This window comes from Rhodococcus sp. USK10 (assembly GCF_019378875.1).
Taxonomy (GTDB): Bacteria; Actinomycetota; Actinomycetes; order Mycobacteriales; family Mycobacteriaceae; genus Rhodococcus_F; species Rhodococcus_F pseudokoreensis.
In genome coordinates this window covers 1,013,955-1,032,880 of the sequence record NZ_CP076048.1, presented here as the reverse complement: position 1 = coordinate 1,032,880, position 18,926 = coordinate 1,013,955, and the positions used below count along the sequence as shown (strand labels likewise).

The following is an 18,926-nucleotide window of genomic DNA, read 5'->3' as shown; positions in this document are numbered from 1 at the left end:
CTCGAGGCCGTGAACCGACGCACGAAGATCGTATGCACACTTGGACCTGCTACCGCCACCGGTGACCGTATTCGCGAGCTCGTCGAAAGCGGTATGGACGTGGCGCGGCTGAATTTCAGCCACGGCGAGCACGCCGACCACGAGGAGAACTACAAACGTGTTCGGGCGGCCTCGGACGCGACGGGTAAGGCGGTCGGTGTCCTGGCCGATCTGCAGGGCCCGAAGATCCGGTTGGGCCGGTTCGCGGAGGGTCGCACCACGTGGGCCAACGGTGAGGAGGTGCGGATCACCGTCGACGAGTGCGAGGGCACCCACGACCGGGTCTCGACCACGTACAAGCAGTTGGCGGAGGACGCCAAGCCGGGTGACCGGCTGCTGGTGGACGACGGCAAGGTCGGTCTCGTCGTCTCCGGTGTCGAGGGCAACGACGTGATCTGCCGGGTCACCGAGGGCGGCCCGGTCAGCAATAACAAGGGTGTGTCGCTGCCGGGGATGAACGTGTCGGTTCCGGCGTTGTCGGAGAAGGACATCGCCGATCTGGAGTTCGCGCTCGGGTTGGGCGTCGACTTCATCGCGTTGTCGTTCGTGCGGTCGCCGGCGGATGTGGAGTTGGTGCACGCGGTGATGGACCGGGTGGGGCGGCGGATCCCGGTGATCGCGAAGCTGGAGAAGCCGGAGGCGATCGACAACCTCGAGGCGATCGTGCTGGCGTTCGACGCGGTGATGGTCGCGCGTGGTGATCTGGGGGTGGAGCTGCCGCTCGAGCAGGTGCCGCTGGTGCAGAAGCGGGCGATTCAGATCGCGCGGGAGAACGCGAAGCCGGTGATCGTGGCGACGCAGATGCTGGAGTCGATGATCGAGAACTCGCGGCCGACCCGCGCGGAGGCGTCGGATGTGGCGAACGCGGTCCTCGACGGTGCGGATGCGGTGATGCTCTCCGGTGAGACGTCGGTGGGTAAGTACGTGATGGAGACGGTGCGGACGATGGCGCGGATCGTGGAGGCGGTGGAGAACGAGTCCACGCAGGTGCCGCCGTTGACGCATGTGCCGCGCACCAAGCGGGGTGTGATTTCGTACGCGGCCCGTGATATCGGGGAGCGGTTGGATGCGAAGGCGTTGGTGGCGTTCACGCAGTCCGGGGACACGGTGCGGCGGTTGGCGCGGTTGCATACGCCGTTGCCGTTGCTGGCGTTCACGCCGTTGCCGGAGGTGCGCAGCCAGTTGTCGTTGACGTGGGGGACGGAGACGTTCATCGTCGATCCGGTGGACAGTACGGATGCGATGGTGCGGCAGGTCGACAATGCGTTGCTGGGGTTGGGTCGGTATCAGAAGGGTGAGTTGGTGGTGATCGTGGCGGGGTCGCCGCCCGGCACCGTAGGCTCGACCAACCTGATCCACGTCCACAGAATCGGCGAAGAGGACCACTAGGTGAGCGAAGTCGCGGCGAAGACCGATCTCCAGACCCTGCTCGAACTTCTCGATCTCGAGAAGACCGGCGAGGACACGTACCGAGGTCGGCATCCCGCGCAGGTGGGTAGTCGGACGTTCGGCGGCCAGTTGATCTCCCAGGCACTGGTCGCCGCCGGCCGCACCGTCAGCGGCGAGCGCGCCGTGCACGCGGTCAACGCCCACTTCATCCGCGGCGGAAACGTCAAGGAACCCATCGAATACCGCGTCGAGCGGCACCGCGACGGCCGGGCATTCGCGAATCGCCAGGTCACGGCGCTGCAGAACGGTCAGGAACTGTTCGTCATGCTGGCGGCGTTCCAGGACTGGGGCAAGGGTCTCGAGCACGCGGTCGAGGTGCCCGACGTCCCGTTCCCGGACACGCTGCCGCCGCTCGGCGACCACTTCCAGGGTTACGAAGACCGGTTGAAGATGTTCGTCGACGCGCTCAAGCCGATCGACATGCGGTACGCGAACGACCCGTCGTGGATCATGAAGGGCACGGGGGAGAAACTCACCCACAACCGGGTCTGGATGAAATCGGACGGCGACCTCCCGGACGACCCACTCATTCACGTGGCGGTCATGGGCTACTCGTCGGACACCACGGTCCTGGACTCCATCATCACCACGCACGGACTGTCATGGGGGCTGGACCGGATCGTCGCGGCCACCGTCAACCATTCCATCTGGTTCCACCGGCCGTTCCGCTTCGACGACTGGACGCTGTACGCCACCGAGTCGCCGGTCGCGGCAGGTTCCCGCGGTCTCGCGACGGGGCGCTTCTTCTCCCTCGAAGGGGAGTTGCTGGCGACCGTGGTCCAGGAAGGGCTCATCCGGCACTTCCCGCCGCGGCAATAGCGGCGCTGCCATTGCGTTGCCACCGAACGGCTTTGAACGGTAGTTCAACCCGTGGCCGCGGCGTATGGTCGGTCTGGAATCTCCGAAACGGAACGGACGTGCACCATGAGCGCAGACGAACCCGCCAAGAAGACCGACCGGCCCGCCGAGAGCGAAGTTCCCGTGCCCGACGACGAGGCGCTCGCCGAAGCCCGGAAGAAGGTGGAGGAGATCGACGCCCGCTACGAACCGGGGGCCCGCGAGACGGTCGTCCTGCCCGGCTCCGACGGCACGGTGTCGGGAACCGCCTTCGACGACTACGTCGACAACGACGGCAATCTGAAAGAGCCTGAACCCGAGAAGGACTCGTAGCACCCACTGTCGCCTGGGCCCGTTCGCCTTGCCCGATGTTCCACCCTGTGGTCGAAACCGCGCAAATGGGACATCGGGCGATCTGTGCCCCCGAGTCGGCGCGTGTCCTGCGCGGATCTCTCGCCCATCACCGACCTCCGGGGTTAGACTTCGCCATCTTTTCTGGTGAGTTTCACCTCGTGATCGGGGATATGGGTCGTGGACTGGAACAACGTCGTATGGGACAGCTCGATGTGGCTGCTCAAGGCCTACGTCATGACTGTCGTCGCGTTCGTCGTCGTGGTGATACTGCTCGCGCGGTTCACCAAATGGGGTAGGCAGTTCTGGCGCTTCGCCGCGCCCTACTTCGATCCGCGGCGCAGCCTCAAGCCGTTGACCATCCTGGCGGTGCTGTTGCTGTCGACGGTCTTCGCGGTGCGGATGACGGTGCTGTTCTCCTACTGGTACAATGACTTCTACGATTCGATCCAGAACCTGGACGAGACGGCGTTCTGGCACTTCCTCCGCGTGTTCGCCATTTTGGCGACCGTCCACGTGGTCCGTGCCCTCGTCGAGTACCTGATCGGGCAGACCCTCGACATCGACTGGCGGACCTGGCTCAACCACCATCTCGTCGACGACTGGCTCGACAGCCGCGCCTACTACCGCGACCGGTTCCTCGGCGACGCGATCGACAACCCGGATCAGCGCATCCAGGCCGACATCACCAACTTCGTCACCACGTCCCGCTCGCTGTCGATGGGCGCGGTGACCGCGGTGCTGTCGATCGTGTCGTTCACCGGAATCCTGTGGGACCTGTCCGGCCCGATGACCGTGTTCGGCGTCGAGATCTCCCGCGCGATGATCTTCCTCGTCTACATCTACGTGCTGGTGACCACAGCGGTGGCGTTCTGGATCGGCAAGCCCCTCATCAAGCTGAACTTCCTCAACGAGAAACTCGGCGCCAACTTCCGTTACGCCCTCATCCGGGTGCGGGAGTACGGCGAGAGCATCGCGTTCTACCGCGGCGAGAACGTCGAGCGGCGCACCCTCGCCGGACGGTTCGCGGACGTCATCCGGAACATGTGGCAGATCGTCTTCCGGACGTTGAAGTTCAGCGGCTGGAACCTCACCGTCAACCAGACGGCCGTCATCTTCCCGTTCCTGGTGCAGGGTCCGCGACTGTTCACCGGCCAGGTATCGCTCGGTGACGTGATGCAGACGTCGCAGGCCTTCGGGCAGGTCCACGACTCGCTGTCGTTCTTCCGCGAGTCGTACGCCGACTTCGCCAGTTTCCGCGCGACCCTCATCCGACTCAACGGTCTCGCCAACGACAACCTGCATGCCGCCGAACTTCCGGTCCTGAAGACCGGCAAGTCGGGCGACGATCTGCAGGTCGAAAAGCTGGACGTGCGCATCCCGACGGGGGAGACCCTCATCGAGGGCCTCGCGCTCACCGTGACTCCCGGGCAGTCGCTGCTGGTCAAGGGGCCGTCCGGCTCGGGGAAGACCACGTTGCTCCGCACCCTCGCGGACCTGTGGCCGTACGCCGACGGCACGGTGTCGCGGCCCTCGGGGGAGGCCATCTTCCTGTCCCAGCGCCCGTACCTGCCGCTCGGGTCGCTGCGCACCGCGCTGGCCTATCCGAAGGAGCCGACGGCGTCCGACGACGTCGTGCGTGGTGCGCTGTCGAGGGTGTCGCTCGGCAACCTGGGTGATCGGCTCGACGAGACCGCCGACTGGACACGGATCCTGTCGCCGGGCGAGCAGCAGCGTCTCGCGTTTGCGCGGGTGCTGATCGCCCGTCCCGCGGTGATATTCCTCGACGAGGCCACGTCGGCGATCGACGAGGGCCTCGAGCACACCCTCTACACGCTGCTCAGGACCGAACTTCCCGACAGCATCGTGGTCAGTGTCGGGCACCGGAGCACCCTCAACCAGTTCCATTCCCGTGGTGTGGAACTCGAAGGGGAAGGGCGGTGGACGGAGTCGGAGCTCGTGAAGTGACCGGCACGTCCAGCCGGGTGACGAACTGCAGCACGCGATAGGGATCCCCGGTCGTCGTGTTCCATTGCGACACAAGCAGGTGCAGCTCGTCCAGCGTGGACGCCGGATGGATGTAACCGCCGTAGATCTGCGCCCACGTGCCGTCCGCGGCCCCCCAATCGCCGCCGGCGACCTGCACCGTCGGTTCCGACCACAGTCCGTCGATGTGCTGCGTCGTGCGGGTGACGATCGCGTAGGCGGTGGGGTCGAAGTAGGCGAGGACCCAGGTTCCGTCGATCCGCCGCAGGCACATCTCCCCGACGGGTCCCGGCAGGATCGGGGTCGCGGGCTGTCCCCACGCCCATCCGGTGCCGCGGGCCCAGCCCCAGTCTTCGTAGGCTCCGGGGTCGAGGATGCGCGCTTCGGGGACTCGGCGCAGGATCATTCCACCCGGATTAATGCGGTCGAACGCGCTCGAGACGACGTAGACGTAGCCGTCGTGCCGTTCCATGGTCCACAGTTGGTCGAGCGACCCGCCGCGGTTGTCCCAGCGGGCCGGTGTCCGGTGCCAGTGCTCACCGCCGTCGTCGGACCAGGCGAGATACGTGAAGTTCGTCGGCCACGCCTGCGACGCCCAGGAGTGCACACTGACGACGGACAGATAGGTCCGGTCGCCGAGGGTGACGGCGTCCGCGGGAACGACGGTGAACTCGCTGCCCGCCGATTCCGGGTCGGGTGATTCGCGGACGTCATGCGCGTTCGGGAGGATCTCCCTCGCCGTCCGGCCGCCTGCCGCAGAGTCGAATTCGATGCCGCCGCGGAGATCGGTTGTGGTGGAGCGCAACATCACGGGACTGCGCCACCCCCGGCCGCTCCGGCCGCGGGAGCTGAACGTGTCGCCGAAGAAGAACGCGACCCGGCCGTCGGCCAGGCGCACCGGACAACCGAGGTCGGTGCCGCGCACACCCCATCGCCGCGTCGCCTCGCCGGTGACCTCCTGCACGAAGGTCGCTGCCGGTGTGGTGGTGCTGCCCGGGATACGCACTCCCTGCTGTCGGTGAATTCGGGGGTCGGGGAAGTCGGTTGGTCAGGACGTCTTGCGGTAGGACTCGGCGAGTTCGTCGGCCCGATCCCACAGCGACCAGTCGACTTCGCGGCCGTCCAGTTGCGCTTCGACGACCTCGAGCCCTGCGTGCCAGCCTGCGGCGTGCGCGTAGGCGGATTCTTCTTCTTCCACGGTGTGGGTGAGCGTCAGCCAGCAGCCGCCGCTGCCGTCGGGAACGAGTTCCCAGTGCAGCGTCTCGGCGTCCCACAGGTATTCGAGGATGTGCGCGGGATGCACCGAGATGACCGTTCCGGTGGTGGTCTGATCTGCGGGCAGACCGAATCGGCGCACCTGCTCCGGTGTCACTCGGAAGACGAGGTCGGCGCCCGGGGTGAGGTCGAAGTCGACGTCGGCGGGAAACCAGGCCTTCAGGTACTGCGGGTCGGTGAGAACACGCCACACCTTCTCCGGCGAGTGCGAGAGCGCTTGCTGGAATCGAAGGGCTACCCGCCCGTCGTAGGTGAAAGTGACGGTGCCGAGCTCCATGGGTGACCTCCGTGCTCGAGGGCGTACCTGTCCCACCATGGTACTGGCAGGACGCCGCAGATCCCCAGGATCGGGCACAAAAAACCGCCGCTACCTGCGGGTCGTCAGGCGTCGCCGGGGGAGATGCCCAGACGCTGCAGGCGGACCGGGTCGGCCAGGATGTCGATCCGGACGATCTTCCCGCCCGCGACGGTGAACGCCATGACCGAGAACGTCTTCCCGTCGGGTGCGGTCACCACCCCGGGCGTGCCGTTCACCAGGGCGAGCCGGCCGAAAGGAGCGAAACGCGAGAACGTGAGGGCCTGCTCGCCGACTGCGCGGGCTCCGCGCACCATGTCGAACCCGTCGGCGCCGCGGTCGGCCCGCAGAACGATGTCCGGGTCGAGCAGGGCGAGGAGGTCGTCGAACCTGCCGCCCCTCGAGGCGGTCATGAACGCCTCGACCACCTCGCGCTGCCGGGTCGGGTCGGTCTCCGGGGCGGGCCCCGATCCCTGGACTCGCCGGCGCGCCCGGCTCGCGAGTTGCCGGGTCGCGGCGGGCGTGCGGTCGGCGATCGGGGCGATCTCGTCGAAGGACAGGGCGAACATGTCGTGCAGCACGAACGCGAGCCGCTCGGCGGGTGTCAGCGTGTCGAGAATCACCAGCAGCGCGAGACCGACGGAGTCGCCGAGCACCGCCTCGTGCTCGGGATCGGTCCCGTCCACCTCGCGCACGATCGGATCCGGAACATGGACCTCCAGGGGATCCTCGCGCCGCGCCTTGCGGGATCGGAGCACGTCGAGGCAGACCCGCCCGACGACCGTCGTCAGCCAACCGCGCAAGTTCTGCACCTCGGACGTCTCGGCACGGCTGAGCCGCAGCCAGCCCTCCTGTACGGCGTCCTCCGCCTCGCTGATCGAGCCGAGCATCCGGTACGCGACCGCCGACAGATGCGTCCGGTTCTCCTCGAAGCGGTGCGCCAGAACTTCGTTGTCGTTCATCTGTCACATTCTCCCGTCGCGGTTCGTCATGTCAGTGAGAAGGAAAAACAGGAGAAACAAAACCAGCCCGGTGTGACATCACATCACCCGAATACCCCACCATCCGAACAACCTTGGAGGCAGGCAATCATGAAAGCCCGGATGACCAACCCCGCGATGATCGTTCCCGACGCCATGAAGTCTCTGCTGGCGCTGGGGAAGGCCACGGCGAAGGCGAACGTGCCGCCGGTGACCCACGCCCTCGTGCACCTGCGGTCGAGCCAGATCAACGGCTGCAGCGTGTGCGTGGACATGCACGCGCGTGAACTGGAGAAGGAAGGCGAAACCAATCAGCGGATCTTCGCGGTGGCGGCGTGGCGGGAGGCCCCGTACTTCAGCGACGCCGAACGTGCGGCGCTCGCGCTGGCCGAGTCGATGACCCGGCTGAGCGATCGACCGGACCCGGTGCCGGACGAGGTGTGGCACGAGGCCGCCCGGCACTACGACGAGGAGCAACTCGCGTCGCTGGTGCTGTCGATCGCGGGCGTGAACCTGTGGAACCGCATCAACGCCGCCACCCGGCAGGTCGCGGGCGGGCAGTGGTGAGGCACATGCCGTAACGGGGGTGAAATGCGAATCGCAGGTCAGAGAATGCATCTGACCTGCGATCGCGGGATGATCCCGGCGGTGCCCTCGGTGAGACTCGAACTCACACTGGACGGGTTTTGAATCCGTTTCCTCTGCCAATTGGGATACGAGGGCGTGTTGCGCTGTACCACTGTAGAAGATCGCCGTCGGGAGTCAACCACCGGTACCCTTCTAACGTTCGCTCCCCGCGCCGGGGTCGTCCGAGCAGAGGAGAATGGTGGCCATGAATGCTCCCCAGCAGCAAGGTGTGCCGTCGCAGCCGCGACGGGTCGTGGTGGCCGAGGACGAGGCGCTGATCAGGCTCGATCTGGTCGAGATGCTGCGGGAAGAGGGCTACGACGTGGTCGGTGAGGCGGGGGACGGGCAGGCCGCCGTCGACCTGGCGGTGGAGCTGAAACCCGACCTCGTGATCATGGACGTGAAGATGCCCCGCCGCGACGGGATCGATGCGGCCTCGGAGATCGCGGCGAAACGTATTGCGCCCGTGGTCATTCTCACAGCGTTCAGTCAGCGCGAGCTGGTGGAGCGGGCCCGCGACGCCGGGGCGATGGCCTATCTCGTCAAGCCGTTCTCCTCGGCAGACCTGGTGCCCGCGGTCGAGTTGGCAGCCAGCCGGTTCAAGGAGGTGACCGCGCTCGAGCGGGAGATCTCCGATCTGTCCGAGCGGCTGGAGACCCGCAAGATCGTCGAGCGAGCCAAGGGCGTGCTGATGGACAAGCAGTCCTTGACCGAGCCCGAAGCGTTCAAGTGGATCCAGCGGGCCGCGATGGACCGCCGATCGACGATGAAGGCGGTCGCGCAGGTGGTGCTCGAGACCCTCGGCGGCGAAGCCCCCACGATCTGACCCCGCGAGATCGGCGGCAGCCGGCACGTTTTCGCGTCTTTCACCTTAAGGAAGGCAGCCGCCGGCGGGGAAGTCCGCGGAGCGGCTGACGTCGGCCCACGCGAGGGCCTCGGCGGCGCGTTCGCGGGACGACTTCTCGGCCATCTCGACGGCGCCGGCCCCGAGCAGCAGGCGCAGGGGGGCGTCCTCGGCGGCAACCACATCCATGATGATCCGAGCGGCCCGCGCCGGATCTCCCGGCTGGGTGCCGTCGGAGTCCTCCCGGTAGCGGTTCATCGCGCCGACCGTCGCCTCGTAGTCGGGTCCGACGGAACTGCGCCGCATCGACGAGCCCTGCCAGTCGGTGCGAAACGCCCCGGGTTCCACGATGAGCACCTTCACCCCGAACGGACTCACCTCGGCCGCCAGCACTTCGGAGAACCCCTCGACGGCGAACTTCGCGGCCTGGTACGCGCTCAGCCCGGGTGTGCCGCCGACGCGGCCCCCGACGGAGGAGAACTGCACGAAGCAGCCGCTGCGCTGCTCGCGCAGGATCGGCAGTGCGGCCCGGGTGACGTTGACGACGCCGAAGAAGTTGGCGTCGACCTGCTGCCGGAAGTCGTCGTCGGTCATCTCTTCGATCGGGACGCTGTTGGCGTAGCCGGCGTTGTTCACCACGACGTCGAGGCGGCCGAATTCGGCGACCGCGGTCGCGACGGCCGTGCGGGCGGCCGCGGCGTCGGTTACGTCGAGGGCGACCGTCCGAACCCGGTCGCCGTACGCGTCGAGTAGGTCGGCCAGCTGTTCGGGCTTGCGGGCGGTGGCGACGACGTTGTCGCCACCGCGCAGGACCGCGGTCGCGAGTTCCCGGCCGAAACCGCGTGAACTACCGGTGATGAGCCAGGTCTTGGCCATGAGAGTTCCCGTTTCTGCTTGCAACTGACTGGTTGGATACTTACGGGATCCATGAAACACCCGCGCGGCGAAGCTGTCAACCAACTGGTTAGTTGATAGTCTGGGCGCATGGTCCGTGATGCAGAGGCAACGAAGAAACGACTACTCGACGCGGCGGCGGCCGAGTTCGCCGAATTCGGTATCGCCGGGGCGCGGGTCGACCGCATCGCCCGCGCCGCGAAGGCGAACAAGTCGATGATCTACGCGTACTTCGGTGACAAGGGGCAACTGTTCGACGCCGTCTTCGCCGCCCACGTGGTGGCGTTCACCGAGCAGGTGCGCTTCGACGCCACCGACCTCCCCGGCTACGCGGGACGCTCGTTCGACCTGTACGAGGACAACCCGGCGACGCTGCGGCTCGCCACCTGGTACCAACTGGAGCGGCCCGACGGTGAACCGCTCCAGGTGGTGGTCGCATCCAACCGGTCGAAGCTCGCCGACATCGAGCGGGCGCAGAAAAGTGGTGTGCTGCCAACCCGATTCGCGCCGGTGGAGTTGCTCGCCGTCATCCGGTCCGTCGCGATGTCCTGGCACACGCAGACCCCGGAACTCGGCGCGTCGGCGCCCGGGGACCGGGCCCGCAGGCGTCAGGTGGTGGTCGAGTCCGTGCGCCTTCTCGTCGGCGCCTGACGCCCGCCACGCTACGGCCGCGTAAACACTCGTCGTATTCAGATCACAGTAAGGTCACGAGCCTTTCCGGACCGATCGCGAAAGCCGCCGGACCGCTAGCGTCTGATCCCACAGCGGACGCCAACTCGGGTGGCGCCCGTACACAGGTGATCTAAGGAGAGTTTGGATGGCTAAACGGACCCTCGTGCGGGCGGCCGCGGTTCTCGGCGCGGCATCTCTCGCACTGGCAGGTTGTAGTTCGGACAGTGGCGACGACTCCGCGAGCGGGAGTGGCAGCTCTGCCTCGGCCACCACTGTTTCCACCGACTGCACCCCCGAAAAAGCGGCGGCAGCCGGTGCCCCGTCCACGGCGCCGCTGAAGATCGGCACCCTGCTCCCCGACACGGGGAGCCTCTCCTTCCTCGGACCGCCGATGGTGGCGGGTACCCAGCTCGGCGTCAACGACGTCAACGCGGCTGGCGGGGTTCTCGGCCAGCCCGTCCAGCTGATTCCCGGCGACTCGGGCGACACCACCACCGACACCGCGAACACCACCGTGGACCGGGAACTGGCCGCGGGCACCCAGGTGATCATCGGTGCGGCGTCGTCGTCGGTGTCGCTGAAGGTCATCGACAAGGTGTCCAGCGCCGGCGTCGTGATGTTCTCGCCGGCCAACACGTCCGACCAGTTCGTCTGCTACCCGGACAAGGGGCAGTACTTCCGCACCGCCCCCACCGACGTGCTGCAGGCTCAGGCTGTGTCGCAACTCATCTCGGACGACGGCGGTCAGCGCGTGTCCATCCTGGCCCTGAACGACCCGTACGGCACCGGGCTCGCCGATAACATCCAGAAGAACCTCGTCGACGCGGGCATCCCCGAGGACCAGATCCAGAAGATCATCTACGACCCCAACGCGCAGTCGTTCAACTCCGAGGTCGACCAGGTCAAGGACTTCGCCCCGGACGCCGTCGCGGTGGTCGGATTCGAGGAGTCGGCCAAGATCATCACCCGTATGCACGAGGTCGGCATCGGCCCGTCCGACGGCATGAAGGTCTACGGCGTGGACGGCAACATGGGTAACGCACTCGGCGAGTCGGTGGCGGCGCCGCTGCTCGACGGGATGCAGGGCACCACACCGCTCACCGACGTCGGCCCGGCCTTCCAGGATCGCCTCAAGGCCATCAACCCGGGGTTGATCGACTTCAACTACGCCGGTGAGTCCTATGACGCTGTCGTCATTTCCGCGCTCGCGGCGGAAGCGGGGAAGTCGACGGCGGGCCGCGACATCGCCGCGAACATCAACAACGTCACCGAGGGCGGCACGCCGTGCACGTCGTACCAGGAATGCCTGCCGCTCGTGCAGGCCGGAACGGACATCGATTACAACGGCATCACCGGCAAGCTCGATTTCGCCGCCGCAGGCGAGCCGTCCATCGGTTCGTACGGCAAGCTGAAGTTCGGTGCCGACAACAAGCTGACGACGGACGGGTACATCGTCGTCGGCGGGTGATCGCACTGCTCTGAAACGGACTGTGGGCCAGGGAAACCTGGCCCACAGTCGTGTCCGGAACCGCTCGGACTACTTCTTCTCCTGGCTGCCCGCGAGCGTGCCGAGGTACAACTCGATCACCTTCGGGTCGTGCATCAGGTTGGGTCCCGAGTCGGTGTAGGCGTTGCGCCCCTGGTCGAGGACGTAGCCGCGGTCGCAGATCTGCAGGCACCGCCGGGCGTTCTGTTCCACCATGATCACCGAGACACCTGCCGCGTTGATCCTCTTGCAGCGGATGAACACCTCGTCCTGGAACATCGGGGAGAGGCCGGCGGACGGCTCGTCGAGCAGCAGCACAGACGGATCCATCATCAGCGCCCGGCCCATGGCGACCATCTGCCGCTCACCGCCGGACAGGGCGCCCGCCTTCACCTTCTTCCGCTCGACGAGCAGCGGGAACAGGTCGCCGACGACCGCGAACCTCTCCGCGAAGAGTTTGGGGCGCAGATACATCCCCATCTCTAGGTTTTCCTCGATGGTGAGCGAGGGAAAGACGTTCTGCGTCTGCGGGACGTAGCCGACGCCCTTCTGCACGAGGACGTGGGCGGGTTTGGACGTGATGTCCTCACCGCGCAGGGTCACCGAGCCCTCACGCACCGGGATCAACCCGAACAACGACTTCAGGAGCGTGGACTTTCCGGCGCCGTTGGGGCCGATGATGCCGACGATCTCACCCTCGCGCAGGAAGAAATTGCATTCGCGGAGGATGTTGACGCCGGGGATGTAGCCGGCCACCACACCGTCCGCGCGGACGAGGGCACCCTCGGCGAGCCGGGCGTGCTCCTCGGGTGTGGCCGCGAATTCTGCTGGGGTCGGTTCGGTCATGGGTTCTCACGCCTCAGGTCGGTGATGTCGGGTTCGGAGAGGTCGCCGCCGGTCTCGAGGGTTTCGGCCTCGGCGCTCTCGAGTGCCTCGGCCAGAGCGGCCGTCGCGCCCACCGGATTCCCTTCGTCGTCGAATTCGAGTGCCTGATCGTGGTGGCTGCCGAGGTACGCGTCGACCACCGCGGTGTTGGACGAGAGGTGTTCCGGGGTGGATTCGGCGATCACACTGCCCTGCGCCATTACCACCACCCAGTCGCTGATGTCGCGGATGACGTCCATGTCGTGTTCGACGAACACGACGGTCATCCCCTCGTCCCGAAGCGATTTGATGTGGCCCAGCAGACTCTGGGTGAGCGCCGGGTTCACGCCGGCCATCGGCTCGTCGAGCATCACCACGGTCGGCTCGGTCATCAGCGCCCGCGCCATCTCGAGCAGCTTGCGCTGACCGCCGGACAGCGAACCGGCGAGATCGTCGGACTTGGTGTCGAGTTTGAACCGCGCGAGCAGTTCGTTGGCCCGTTCGGTGACGGCGCGTTCCTGCGCCTTCCACGTCCACGGCAGCAGCGTGTTGAAGATCCGCTCGCCGCGTTGCCCGGTGGCGCCGAGTCGCACGTTGTCGAGCACCGTCAGCTTCGACAACGCCTTCGTCAGCTGGAACGTGCGGACGACGCCGCGGCGGGCCACCTGGTGCGGATACATCCGGCCGAGGGACTGACCGTCCATCGACCACGTGCCGCTGTCCGGCCGGTCGAAACCGGTGAGCAGGTTGAACAAGGTGGTCTTGCCCGCCCCGTTCGGACCGATCAGTCCGGTGATGCAGCCGCGCTGGATCTCCAGATGCGCCACGTCGACGGCCTTGAGCCCGCCGAATGTCCGGGACACGTTGTCGACGAGGAGGATCGGGTCGGGTTTGGGTGCGCCGGGGGAGTGCGGGACGTCGGTGAAGATCGAGGCCCGTTCCTCGGCGGTGAGCACGGTATCGGTCTGCAGATGATCCGGCAGTCTGTGGTCAGGCATTGAGCTGCACCTCCCGCTTGTTGCCCAGTATGCCCTGCGGCCGGAAGACCATCAGCACCGCGATCATGATGCCGAGCAGGACGAACCGCATGGCCCCGACCTGCTGTTCCGTCAGCGGCAGCAGCGGCTCCGGGCCGGAGATGGCCTGACGCAGCAGTGCGTCCGGGATGGCCAGCAGGAACCAGAACAGCATCGCTCCGACCACCGGTCCGAAGACGGTGGCCGCGCCGCCGAGGATGAGGGCGCCGAACGCGAAGAACGTCTGGGCGGTGGAGTAGAAGTCGGGGTTGATCGACTTGGTCTGCAGTGCGTTGAACACACCGCCGAGCCCGCCGATCATGCCGCCGAGGACCAGCGCCTGCATCTTGTAGACGAAGACGTTCTTGCCGAGGGCGCGCGCGGCGTCCTCGTCCTCGCGGACGGCCTTGAGGACGCGGCCCCACGGGCTGTGCGTGAGGAGGTACACGAATCCGCACAGCACCAGGACGAGAGTCCAGCCGACGACCATCGACCACAGGTCGTCGCCGTAGAACTTCACGCCGAGGAAGTTGTACTGCTTGCCGGAGTCGAACGGGCTGAGCGTGGTGAACGGATCGGCGAAGCCGAACAGGCCGTTGGTGGATCCGGTGATCGAATCCGACGCGGTGGAGCGGAATATCAGCCGCAGGATCTCGGACGCGGCGATCGTGACGATGGCGAGGTAGTCGGCCCGCAACCGCAGCGTCGGGATACCGAGGACGACGGCCAGCAACCCGGCGGCGGCGAGACCGACGAGGATGCCGACCCACAGCGGCTGCTGGTAGGTGACGGTCATGATCCCGACGCCGTAGCCGCCGAGGAGTGCGAAACCGATCTGACCGAAGTTCAGCAGCCCGGCGTAACCGAAGTGCAGGTTGAGGCCGATCGCCAGCAGCGCGTAGAAGATCGCGGACGGGCCGATCAGCTGGGCGAGCGAGACCTGGAGTGCTCCTGTGATGTCCATGCCCTCACCCGATCCTTTGCCGGCTGCCGAGAATGCCCTGAGGCCGGACGACCAGGATGACGATCAAGATGAGCAGTCCTCCGATGTACTTGAGGTCGGGGTTGATCACCAGCGTCGACAGCTGGACGAGCAGACCGACGATCACGCAGCCGAGCAGCGCGCCGTAGGCGGTGCCGAGTCCGCCCAGCGTGATGCCGGCGAACATCAGCAGCAGGAGTTTGAAACCCATCTCCCACTGCACGCGGCCGCCGAGTTCGGAGATGCCGAACAGGACGCCGCCGAGCGCGGCGAGGCCGCCGCCGAGCCCCCACACGAAGCGGATCACCCGTTCGACGTCGATGCCGGAGGACGCGGCCAGGTCGCGGTTGTCGGAGACGGCGCGCATGGCCTTGCCGATGCGCGTCTTCTGCAGCAACAGGGCAACTCCGACGAGGACGACGAGACTGATCGCGATGCACACGAGGTTGGCGTCGGTGATCGCGATCGGCCCCCAGTGCCGTTCCACTTGCGCCTGGTAGTCGACGAACGGCTCCGCGCGATCGGAAAAGAAGATCAGGATCAGGTAGCGCAGGGAGATCGCGAGTCCGATCGACACCACCAGCTGGGCGATCAGACCGGTCTTGCGTTTTCGCAGCGGTTTCCAGATCGCGGCGTTGTTCAGCAGGCCGATCAGGATCCCCACGAAGACCGCGAGGATGGTGGCCGGGATCAGCTGCACACCGAACGTCACGTTGATCACCCACGCCGCGACCGCGCCGAGGGTGACGAGTTCGCCGTGCGCGAAGTTCGTCAGGCCGGTGGTGCCGTAGATCAGGCTCAGCCCGACACCGGCGATGGCGATGACGAGACCGAACCGGAGTCCGTCGATGGTCTGGCGAATCACTTTCTCGTAGAACGGGACCGCGGAACCGGTTCGGGCCTCGCCGAACGAGAAGATCACCGTGTTGGTGCGACCGGCCACCACTTCACGCTCCACCGTGCCCTGCACGCTGACGTCGTCGGGAAGGGAGTCCGCGACGATCTCGAACGTGTACGTGCCGGGCGCGAGCTGGAGTTCCCAGCGGCCGTTCGACTCCGACGTCGCCTTCGCCACCTCGGTGCCCGAGGCGTCGAGGGCGCGCACGTCGACGTCCGCGAGCCGTTCGCCTGCGTTGTTGAGATTGCCGCTGACCCGCACCGCGTTCGCCGGCGGCGCCGGTTGCGCACTGCTCGTGGTCGGTGGGGGCGGCGTGGGTTCCTGCGCCGCCGCGGGACCGCCGAAGGCGATCGCCGCGACGAGGCCGAGTAGGACGAGGACGAACGCACGGCCGAGTTGCCGGGTGACCGGACCTCGTCTCGTGTGTTTCCTCGCGGATGTCGGTCGCGTCCTCACTGCTGGGAGTCGCTTCCTCACGGTTGGGGCCACGCAGGTCCTCCGGGGACGTGTAGTCGGTCAGGAACGTGCGGCGACGGGCAGGGCTACCGCCCGTGCCGCAATTTCCGGACTCTAACGGCTCCAGTCGCGCGAAATGGGGTTCTCGGATTTCCGGCACGTTTCGGTTGGGTATCGAACCATCCGGCTGATCGGTGTCGTATCCGCTCCCTAGACTGGGCAACCGTGAGCCCTGCAACCACCCCCCGGTCCACCACGTCCCCCGCGTCCGGCGCAGTCGCGCCGTCCGACGATCGCCCCACCCTGATGCTGCTCGACGGCCATTCGCTGGCCTTCCGTGCGTTCTACGCCCTGCCCGCCGAGAACTTCAAGACACACAGTGGTCAGGTCACCAACGCCGTCTACGGGTTCACGTCGATGTTGATCAACCTGCTGCGCGACGAACAGCCCACCCATGTGGCGGCGGCGTTCGACGTGTCCCGGCAGACGTTCCGGGCGGAGAAGTTCCCCGAGTACAAGGCCAATCGCAGCAAGGCCCCGGACGAGTTCAAGGGGCAGGTCGAGATCACCAAGGACGTCCTCGGGGCCCTCGGCATCCCGGTGATGGCGGAGGAGGGCTTCGAGGCCGACGACATCATCGCCACGCTCACTACCCAGGCGGAGGCGCTCGGGTACCGCGTCCTCGTGGTGACCGGCGACCGGGACTCGCTCCAGCTGGTCACCGACGGGGTGACGGTGCTCTACCCGAAGAAGGGCGTCTCGGACCTCACCCGGTTCACGCCGGCGGCGGTCGAGGAGAAGTACGGGCTCACACCTGCGCAGTACCCCGACTTCGCGGCCCTGCGCGGCGACCCGAGCGACAACCTGCCGGGCATTCCGGGTGTGGGGGAGAAGACCGCCACCAAGTGGATCAAGGAGTACGGCGATCTCGTCGGCCTGGTCGACAACGTCGACAAGGTGCGCGGCAAGGTCGGTGACGCGTTGCGGGAGAACCTGCCGAACGTGCTGCTCAACCGGGAGCTCACCGAGATGGTGCGGGACGTCCCGCTGCCGTACACCCCGGACCAGCTGATGCTTGCGCAGTGGGATCGGGAGAAGATCCACGCGCTGTTCGACGACCTCGAGTTCAAGGTGCTGCGCGACCGGCTGTTCGCGACGCTGGCACCGGTCGAAGCGGAGGCGGAGGAGGGCTTCGAGGTGCGCGGCAGTGCGCTCGACCCCGGTGCGGTCGCGGACTGGCTGTCGGCGCACGCGTCGACGGGCGAGCGGTCCGGTGTGTCGGTGGTCGGCACCCGCACCCCGTACGGCGGCGATGTGACGGCGATCGCCGTCGCGGCCGCCGACGGCGAGGGCGCGTACATCGCCACCGCGTCCGCCACCCCGGAAGACGAGAAGGCGCTCGGCGACTGGCTAGCGGACGCGGATCAGCCGAAGGCCCTGCACGAGGCCAAGTGGGCGATGCATGCGCTGCGCGGACGCGGCTGGGTGCTCGGCGGTCTCACCAGCGACACCGCGCTGGCGGCGTACCTGGTGCGACCCGGGCAGCGGACGTTCAACCTCGACGATCTGTCGCTGCGCTACCTGCACAGGGAACTGCGGGTGGAGGAGACGGGGCAGGAGCAGCTGTCGCTGCTCGACGACGCCGATCAGCTCGACGCCGAAGCCGCCGAGACCGAGATCCTCAGTGCCCGCGCCGTCCTCGACCTCGCGGCCGCGCTCGACACGGAACTCGAGAACATCGAGTCGACGGCCCTGCTGTCCGAGATGGAGTTGCCGCTGCTGGCGGTGCTGGCCGACATCGAGGCGTCCGGTATCGCCGTCGACGGCGACCACCTGCACGACCTGCAGAGCCGGTTCGCGGCGGAGGTGTCCGCGGCGGCGGAGGCGGCCTACGGGGTCATCGGCAAGCAGATCAACCTCGGGTCACCCAAACAGCTGCAGGTCGTGCTGTTCGACGAGCTGGAGATGCCCAAGACGAAGAAGACGAAGACCGGCTACACCACGGACGCCGAGGCGCTGCAGAACCTGTTCGAGAAGACGTCGCACCCGTTCCTCGAGCACCTCCTGGCGCACCGCGACGCGACGCGCCTGAAGGTGACCGTCGACGGTCTGCTGAAGACGGTCGCCGACGACGGGCGGATCCACACGACGTTCAACCAGACGGTCGCCGCCACCGGCCGGCTGTCGTCCACCGAGCCCAATCTGCAGAACATCCCGGTGCGCACGGACGCGGGCCGTCAGATCCGCGACGGGTTCGTCGTCGGGGAGGGCTTCGACTCGCTGCTCACCGCCGACTACAGCCAGATCGAGATGCGGATCATGGCGCACGTGTCCGGCGACGAGGGCCTGATCGAGGCGTTCAACACCGGCGAGGATCTGCACAGCTTCGTCGGTGCCCGGGCGTTCGGCGTGCCGATCGAAGAGGTCACCCCCGAGCTGCGCCGCCGCGTGAAGGCGATGTCGTACGGGCTGGCATACGGGCTCAGCGCGTTCGGTCTGGCGGCGCAGCTCAAGATCTCGACCGAAGAGGCCAAATCGCAGATGGAGGCGTACTTCGCCCGGTTCGGCGGAGTGCGGGACTACCTGCACGAGGTCGTGGAACAGGCCCGCAAGGACGGCTACACGTCGACGCTGTACGGGCGCCGCCGCTACCTGCCCGACCTCACCAGCGACAACCGGCAGCGTCGGGAGGTTGCCGAGCGCGCCGCGCTCAACGCCCCCATCCAGGGCACGGCCGCCGACATCATCAAGGTCGCGATGATCGACGTGCAGCGCTCACTGCGTGAGGCGGGATTGAAGTCGCGCATGCTGTTGCAGGTGCACGACGAACTGGTACTCGAGGTCGTCGAAGCGGAACGGGACCGGGTGGAACAACTGGTCCGCGACAAGATGGCCTCCGCCATCGAACTGTCGGTGCCGCTCGACGTGTCCGTCGGCACGGGCCGCAGTTGGGACGCCGCCGCACACTAGGCGGC

Annotated in this window: 17 protein-coding genes and 1 tRNA gene; 9 read left to right on the top strand and 9 right to left on the bottom strand. The window is 67.0% G+C overall.

Features of this window, described 5'->3' with window-relative positions; genetic code table 11:
- Nucleotides 1-9 precede the first annotated feature (9 nt).
- From pyk to I1A62_RS11625, 4 genes are all read left to right on the top strand, one after another.
- Nucleotides 10-1,428 carry a pyruvate kinase gene (gene pyk / locus I1A62_RS11640; protein WP_074933926.1) on the top strand — a complete coding sequence of 473 codons (1,419 nt, stop codon included), beginning with the start codon at nt 10-12 and terminating at the stop codon, nt 1,426-1,428.
- The gene (locus tag I1A62_RS11635; RefSeq protein ID WP_124394331.1) at nt 1,429-2,307 is read left to right on the top strand and encodes an acyl-CoA thioesterase II; all 879 of its coding nucleotides are present in this window, start codon (nt 1,429-1,431) and stop codon (nt 2,305-2,307) included. It begins immediately after the preceding gene.
- Nucleotides 2,308-2,412: 105 nt separating this feature from the next.
- On the top strand, nt 2,413-2,658 hold the full coding sequence (locus I1A62_RS11630) for a hypothetical protein (RefSeq protein ID WP_124394332.1): 246 nt from the start codon (nt 2,413-2,415) through the stop codon (nt 2,656-2,658).
- Between the two features lie 198 nt (nt 2,659-2,856).
- A complete protein-coding gene (locus tag I1A62_RS11625) occupies nt 2,857-4,644 on the top strand; it encodes an ABC transporter ATP-binding protein/permease (protein WP_124394333.1) in 1,788 nt (595 codons plus the stop codon).
- Here I1A62_RS11625 and I1A62_RS11620 read toward each other — a convergent pair.
- The 3 genes from I1A62_RS11620 to I1A62_RS11610 form a co-directional block, all read right to left on the bottom strand.
- The gene (locus tag I1A62_RS11620) at nt 4,571-5,668 is read right to left on the bottom strand and encodes a DUF4185 domain-containing protein (protein ID WP_219458746.1); all 1,098 of its coding nucleotides are present in this window, start codon (nt 5,666-5,668) and stop codon (nt 4,571-4,573) included. The genes I1A62_RS11625 and I1A62_RS11620 overlap by 74 nt on opposite strands.
- 42 nt (nt 5,669-5,710) lie before the next feature.
- On the bottom strand, nt 5,711-6,214 hold the full coding sequence (locus I1A62_RS11615; RefSeq protein ID WP_124394335.1) for an SRPBCC family protein: 504 nt from the start codon (nt 6,212-6,214) through the stop codon (nt 5,711-5,713).
- Between the two features lie 104 nt (nt 6,215-6,318).
- Nucleotides 6,319-7,194: a sigma-70 family RNA polymerase sigma factor gene (locus tag I1A62_RS11610; RefSeq protein ID WP_124394336.1), complete on the bottom strand. Its 876-nt coding sequence runs from the start codon at nt 7,192-7,194 to the stop codon at nt 6,319-6,321.
- A 129-nt stretch (nt 7,195-7,323) separates the two neighbouring features.
- On the opposite strand from I1A62_RS11610, the gene I1A62_RS11605 reads away from it, so the two are divergent.
- Complete coding sequence (locus I1A62_RS11605; protein WP_124394337.1) at nt 7,324-7,779, top strand: carboxymuconolactone decarboxylase family protein; 456 nt, start codon at nt 7,324-7,326, stop codon at nt 7,777-7,779.
- An 82-nt stretch (nt 7,780-7,861) separates the two neighbouring features.
- Here the strand turns inward: I1A62_RS11605 and I1A62_RS11600 are convergent.
- A tRNA-Leu gene (locus I1A62_RS11600) sits at nt 7,862-7,935 on the bottom strand.
- Between the two features lie 100 nt (nt 7,936-8,035).
- Here I1A62_RS11600 and I1A62_RS11595 point away from each other — a divergent pair.
- The gene (locus I1A62_RS11595) at nt 8,036-8,665 is read left to right on the top strand and encodes an ANTAR domain-containing response regulator (RefSeq protein ID WP_206010895.1); all 630 of its coding nucleotides are present in this window, start codon (nt 8,036-8,038) and stop codon (nt 8,663-8,665) included.
- 45 nt (nt 8,666-8,710) lie between these two features.
- Here the strand turns inward: I1A62_RS11595 and I1A62_RS11590 are convergent, their stop codons facing one another.
- Nucleotides 8,711-9,559 (bottom strand): oxidoreductase, encoded by an 849-nt coding sequence (locus I1A62_RS11590; protein ID WP_219458745.1) that lies wholly within the window; start codon nt 9,557-9,559, stop codon nt 8,711-8,713.
- Nucleotides 9,560-9,667: 108 nt separating this feature from the next.
- Between I1A62_RS11590 and I1A62_RS11585 the strand changes: the two genes are divergently transcribed.
- Both I1A62_RS11585 and I1A62_RS11580 read left to right on the top strand, forming a co-directional pair.
- Nucleotides 9,668-10,228, top strand: coding sequence for a TetR family transcriptional regulator (locus tag I1A62_RS11585; protein ID WP_219458744.1), 561 nt, complete (start codon nt 9,668-9,670; stop codon nt 10,226-10,228).
- Between the two features lie 166 nt (nt 10,229-10,394).
- A complete protein-coding gene (locus tag I1A62_RS11580) occupies nt 10,395-11,717 on the top strand; it encodes an ABC transporter substrate-binding protein (RefSeq protein ID WP_124394341.1) in 1,323 nt (440 codons plus the stop codon).
- Nucleotides 11,718-11,786: 69 nt separating this feature from the next.
- Here the strand turns inward: I1A62_RS11580 and I1A62_RS11575 are convergent, their stop codons facing one another.
- The 4 genes from I1A62_RS11575 to I1A62_RS11560 are packed head-to-tail and all read right to left on the bottom strand — an operon-like array spanning nt 11,787 to nt 15,951.
- The gene (locus I1A62_RS11575) at nt 11,787-12,581 is read right to left on the bottom strand and encodes an ABC transporter ATP-binding protein (protein ID WP_124394342.1); all 795 of its coding nucleotides are present in this window, start codon (nt 12,579-12,581) and stop codon (nt 11,787-11,789) included.
- Nucleotides 12,578-13,597 carry an ABC transporter ATP-binding protein gene (locus I1A62_RS11570; protein ID WP_124394343.1) on the bottom strand — a complete coding sequence of 340 codons (1,020 nt, stop codon included), beginning with the start codon at nt 13,595-13,597 and terminating at the stop codon, nt 12,578-12,580. The genes I1A62_RS11575 and I1A62_RS11570 overlap by 4 nt, the downstream gene beginning before the upstream one ends.
- On the bottom strand, nt 13,590-14,579 hold the full coding sequence (locus tag I1A62_RS11565) for a branched-chain amino acid ABC transporter permease (protein WP_124394344.1): 990 nt from the start codon (nt 14,577-14,579) through the stop codon (nt 13,590-13,592). Before I1A62_RS11565 ends, I1A62_RS11570 begins: the two co-directional genes overlap by 8 nt.
- 4 nt (nt 14,580-14,583) lie before the next feature.
- Nucleotides 14,584-15,951 (bottom strand): branched-chain amino acid ABC transporter permease, encoded by a 1,368-nt coding sequence (locus I1A62_RS11560; protein WP_124394345.1) that lies wholly within the window; start codon nt 15,949-15,951, stop codon nt 14,584-14,586.
- Nucleotides 15,952-16,176: 225 nt separating this feature from the next.
- Between I1A62_RS11560 and polA the strand changes: the two genes are divergently transcribed.
- Nucleotides 16,177-18,921 (top strand): DNA polymerase I, encoded by a 2,745-nt coding sequence (polA, locus tag I1A62_RS11555; protein WP_219458743.1) that lies wholly within the window; start codon nt 16,177-16,179, stop codon nt 18,919-18,921.
- The last annotated feature ends 5 nt before the right edge of the window (nt 18,922-18,926 follow it).